This is a genomic window from Burkholderia sp. Tr-20355 (assembly GCF_017104685.1).
In the GTDB taxonomy this organism is placed as follows: Bacteria; Pseudomonadota; Gammaproteobacteria; order Burkholderiales; family Burkholderiaceae; genus Burkholderia; species Burkholderia seminalis.
Window position 1 is genome coordinate 1 of record NZ_JAAGPK010000303.1, and the last position, 4,223, is coordinate 4,223.

Annotated in this window: 2 protein-coding genes and 3 pseudogenes; 1 reads left to right on the forward strand and 4 read right to left on the reverse strand. The window is 68.4% G+C overall.

From position 1 onward, the window contains the following. Positions 1–3: 3 nt before the first annotated feature. Both G3N62_RS34505 and cobU read right to left on the reverse strand, forming a co-directional pair. A pseudogene (locus tag G3N62_RS34505) lies at positions 4–180 on the reverse strand (cobalamin biosynthesis protein); the annotation flags it as partial. After that, positions 174–728 carry a bifunctional adenosylcobinamide kinase/adenosylcobinamide-phosphate guanylyltransferase gene (gene cobU, locus G3N62_RS34510; protein WP_034186263.1) on the reverse strand — a complete coding sequence of 185 codons (555 nt, stop codon included), beginning with the start codon at positions 726–728 and terminating at the stop codon, positions 174–176. The pseudogene G3N62_RS34505 and the gene cobU, both read right to left, overlap by 7 nt. A gap of 74 nt (positions 729–802) precedes the next feature. Here cobU and G3N62_RS34515 point away from each other — a divergent pair. After that, positions 803–1,978: pseudogene (locus tag G3N62_RS34515) on the forward strand (cobyric acid synthase); the annotation flags it as partial. Between the two features lie 2 nt (positions 1,979–1,980). Here the strand turns inward: G3N62_RS34515 and G3N62_RS34520 are convergent. Beyond that, a pseudogene (locus G3N62_RS34520) lies at positions 1,981–2,529 on the reverse strand (C40 family peptidase); the annotation flags it as partial. Between the two features lie 237 nt (positions 2,530–2,766). Beyond that, a partial coding sequence (locus G3N62_RS34525) for a PhoH family protein (RefSeq protein ID WP_206141494.1) occupies positions 2,767–4,223 on the reverse strand: 1,457 nt, incomplete at its 5' end.

Here is a 4,223-nt window from a genome sequence, read left to right on the forward strand (position 1 = left end):
TCACGCGGCGACGCCGACCATGCGGCCGCGCCGGCCCGTGTTCAGCGCGCTTTCGAGGCGTGCGGCGAGGCGGCCGAACGCGACGAGCGGATGCCAGCCGGCCGGCTCGCCGAGTGCGCGGTCGACGATCGCGGCCGCGACCGCGAGCATCGCGACGACGGGCAGCGACAGCATCAGCATGACGATGCTCCGGCCTTCAGGTCGAGCGGCAACCCGGCGACGAGCAGCGTCACGCGCGTCGCGAGCGCGGCAACGCGCTGGTTCAGGCGCCCGAGTTCGTCGACGTAGCGGCGCGTGACCGACCCGAGCGGCACGACGCCGAGCCCGATCTCGTTGCTGACGACGATCACCTTCGCGCGTGCGCCGCGCAATGCGTGCTCGAGACGGTCGGCCTGGGCCGCGTACTGCGCATCGTCGAGCGGTGCGCCGTCGGCCGGGCACAGCAGGTTCGTGAGCCACAGCGTCAGGCAGTCGACGAGCAGGCACGCGTGCGGATCGTCGAGCCGCGCGAGGGTGCCCGCGAGATCGACGGGGGCATCGGCGAAGCCCCAGTCGGCCGGCCGGCGCGCGCGGTGATGCGCGATGCGCTGCGCGAATTCGGCATCGGCGGCGATCGCGGTCGCGATGTAGGTGACGGGGCGGCCGCTGTCGGCGGCGAGCCGCTCGGCATGGGCGCTCTTGCCCGAGCGCGCGCCGCCGAGGACGAAGGTGAGGTCGTGCGGAATCATCGCGTGATTGTAACGGCGCGCGCGACCCGTCGCGGGCGATAATGCGGCCTTTGCTTAGCGACGACCTTGACACGATGAATGCACCCGAGCCGCGGCCGCGCGGCACGCTGATGATCCAGGGCACGACGTCCGATGCGGGCAAGAGTACGCTCGTCGCGGGTCTGTGCCGCCTCGCGCGCCGCGCCGGCGCACGCGTGGCGCCGTTCAAGCCGCAGAACATGGCGCTCAATAGCGCGGTGACGGCCGACGGCGGCGAGATCGGTCGCGCGCAGGCGCTGCAGGCGCTGGCTGCGGGCGTCGCGCCGCATACGGATTTCAACCCCGTGCTGCTGAAGCCGACGAGCGACCGCGGTGCGCAGGTGATCATTCACGGCAAGGCGCGCATGAACCTCGACGCGCGCGCGTATCACGACTACAAGCCGGTCGCGTTCGATGCGGTGCTCGAGTCCTATGCACGCCTGCGCGCCGGTTACGACACGGTGATCGTCGAAGGCGCCGGCAGCCCGGCCGAGATCAACCTGCGCGAAGGCGACATCGCGAACATGGGCTTCGCCGAACGCGTCGACTGTCCCGTCGTGCTGGTCGCCGACATCGACCGTGGCGGCGTGTTCGCGCATCTGGTCGGCACGCTCGCGTGCCTGTCGGACAGCGAACGCGCACGCGTGCGCGGTTTCGTGATCAATCGCTTCCGCGGCGACATCCGGCTGCTCGAGCCGGGGCTCGACTGGCTGCGCGCGCAGACGGGCAAGCCCGTGTTCGGCGTGCTGCCGTACCTGCACGGGCTGTTGCTCGACGCCGAGGACATGCTGCCCGCGCAGGCGCGCAGCGCCGCCGCGCGCGGCGATGCCGGCGTGCTGCGCGTCGTGGTGCCCGCGCTGCCGCGCATCAGCAACCACACCGATTTCGATCCGTTGCGGGCGCACCCGCAGGTGGAATTCACGTACTGGAAGAGCGGCCCCGTGCCGGACGCCGACCTGCTGATCCTGCCCGGTTCGAAGAGCGTGCAGCGCGATCTCGCATGGTTGCGCGACGCGGGCTGGGAGGCGGTGATCCGTCGCCACCTGCGCTACGGCGGCAAGGTGATCGGCATCTGCGGCGGGATGCAGATGCTCGGGCGCACGCTCGACGATCCGCTCGGCCTCGAAGGCGCGCCCGGCAGCGTGCCGGGGCTCGCGCTGCTCGATTTCGACACGACGCTGCGGCCCGACAAGACGCTGAAGAACGTGACGGGGCACCTCGCGCTGCCGGGCGGCGGCGCCGTGCGCGGCGGCGCGACGCGGCGAATACCGTCGAAACGTTTGGCCCAGTACGGGTTCGTCAGGTAGTCGAGCCGCACGGTGCCGCCCGTCGACGGTGCGTTGACGAAGCGCAGCTTGCCGACATAGATGCCGACGTGCGAATGCGGCCGCCCGGTCGTATTGAAGAAAATCAGGTCGCCCGGCGCGATCTCGTCGGGTTCGATCGACACGCCGCGGCCGCTCATGTCGGCGGTCGTGCGCGGCAGGTTCACGTCGGCCGCGCGGCCGATCACGTAGCGCACGAGCCCGCTGCAGTCGAAGCCGCTCGTCGGCGTGTTGCCGCCCCAGCGATACGGGATGCCGACGAGGCTCATCGCCTGGATCGAGATTTCTTCCTGGCCGACGCTGTGATCGACGAATTTCGGGAAATTGGCCGGAGCGGGGAACGCGCGCGGCGTCGTGATCTTCATGCCCGACGCGGAACGCGATGCCGACTGCGGCGGCACGCTGGAGCAGGCCGCAAGCAGGGAAACGACGGCGACGGGAACCCAGATTCGAAGCATGGCAAGGCGGGCGAGCGCGGCGCGCTCGCGAATCGTATGACAACAGACAGACCCGATGGTAGACGCTCGGACGGGGCTTAAGCAACCATTCTTGAGAATTTACTTGAAGTTTCGCGCGTAAACTGCGCTTTTGCGTGACGAAGCGTTACTTTTTTCTTCGACCCCAAATAAAAACGGCGCTCCGGAAACGGAGCGCCGTGTGGCGTCGACAGCCGGCCGATCGGCCGGCAGGCCGCGTTACAGGATGTCCGACGCGTAGTCGGCCAGCCGCGAACGTTCGCCGCGAGCGAGCGTCACGTGGCCGCTGTGGCCCCAGCCCTTGAAGCGGTCGACGACGTAGGTCAGGCCCGAGCTGCCTTCGGTCAGGTAAGGCGTGTCGATCTGCGCGATGTTGCCGAGGCACACGATCTTCGTGCCGGGGCCCGCGCGCGTGACGAGCGTCTTCATCTGCTTCGGCGTCAGGTTCTGCGCTTCGTCGATGATCAGGTACTTGTCGACGAACGTACGGCCGCGCATGAAGTTCATGCTCTTCACCTTCAGGCGCGAACGGATCAGTTCCTGCGTTGCGGCGCGGCCCCATTCGCCGGCCGCGTCGTCGGTCTTCTGCAGCACCTCGAGGTTGTCGTCGAATGCGCCCATCCACGGCTGCATCTTCTCTTCCTCGGTACCGGGCAGGAAACCAATGTCCTCGCCGACGGGCACGGTGGCGCGCGTCACGATGATCTCGTTGTAGCGCTTGTCGTCGAGCACCTGCGCGAGGCCGGCCGCGAGCGCGACGAGCGTCTTGCCGGTGCCGGCCTGGCCGAGCAGCGTGACGAAGTCGATCTCGGGGTTCATCAGCAGGTTCAGCGCGAAGTTCTGCTCGCGGTTGCGCGCGGTGATGCCCCACACGTTGTTCTTGTGGTGGCTGTAGTCGCGCAGCGTCTGCAGCAGCGCCGTCTTGCCGTTCAGTTCGCGGACGATCGCATGGAACGTCGGCTCGCCGTTCTGCGGTTCGAGATAGACGAACTCGTTGACGAGCATCGACGCGACGAGCGGCCCCGTCACGCGGTAGTACGTGGTGCCCGTCTTCGTGTCCTGCCAGCTCTCCATGCCTTTCGCATGCTTGGTCCAGAAATCCTGCGGCAGCTCGCGCACGCCGTTGTACAGGAGATCGGAGTCCTCGAGCACCTGGTCGTTGAAGTAGTCTTCCGCGGGCAGCCCGAGCGCATGCGCCTTGATCCGCATGTTGATGTCTTTCGACACCAGCACGACCTGACGGTCGGGCCGGTCGCGCTGCAGCGCGCGCACGACACCGAGGATCTGGTTGTCGGCCTTGCCCACGGGCAAGCCTTCGACCGGCGCGATGTCGGCGAGCTTCGTCTGGAAGTACAGGCGGCCGAGCGCCTCGCGGCTGCCGAGGCGCGACAGCGGGATGCCGTCCGAGATCGGGCCGCCGTCGGCGACCAGCGCGTCGAGCGTGCGGCTGACCTGGCGTGCGTTGCGCGCGACTTCCGACATCCCCTTCTTGTGGTTGTCGAGTTCCTCGAGCGTCATCATCGGCAGATAGACGTCGTGTTCCTCGAAGCGGAAGAGGCTGCTCGGGTCGTGCATCAGCACGTTGGTGTCGAGCACGAACAGTTTCTGCAGTTCGGCCTCGGCGGGCTTGCGGCTGCGCGACTTGGTGGCGGCGCCGGCGTCGCGCGCGGGCGCGG

What these genes read in the sequence shown, in the direction of transcription:
- cobU (WP_034186263.1), bottom strand. Translation starts at nt 728, where the DNA reads ATGATTCCGCACGACCTCACCTTCGTCCTCGGCGGCGCGCGCTCGGGC.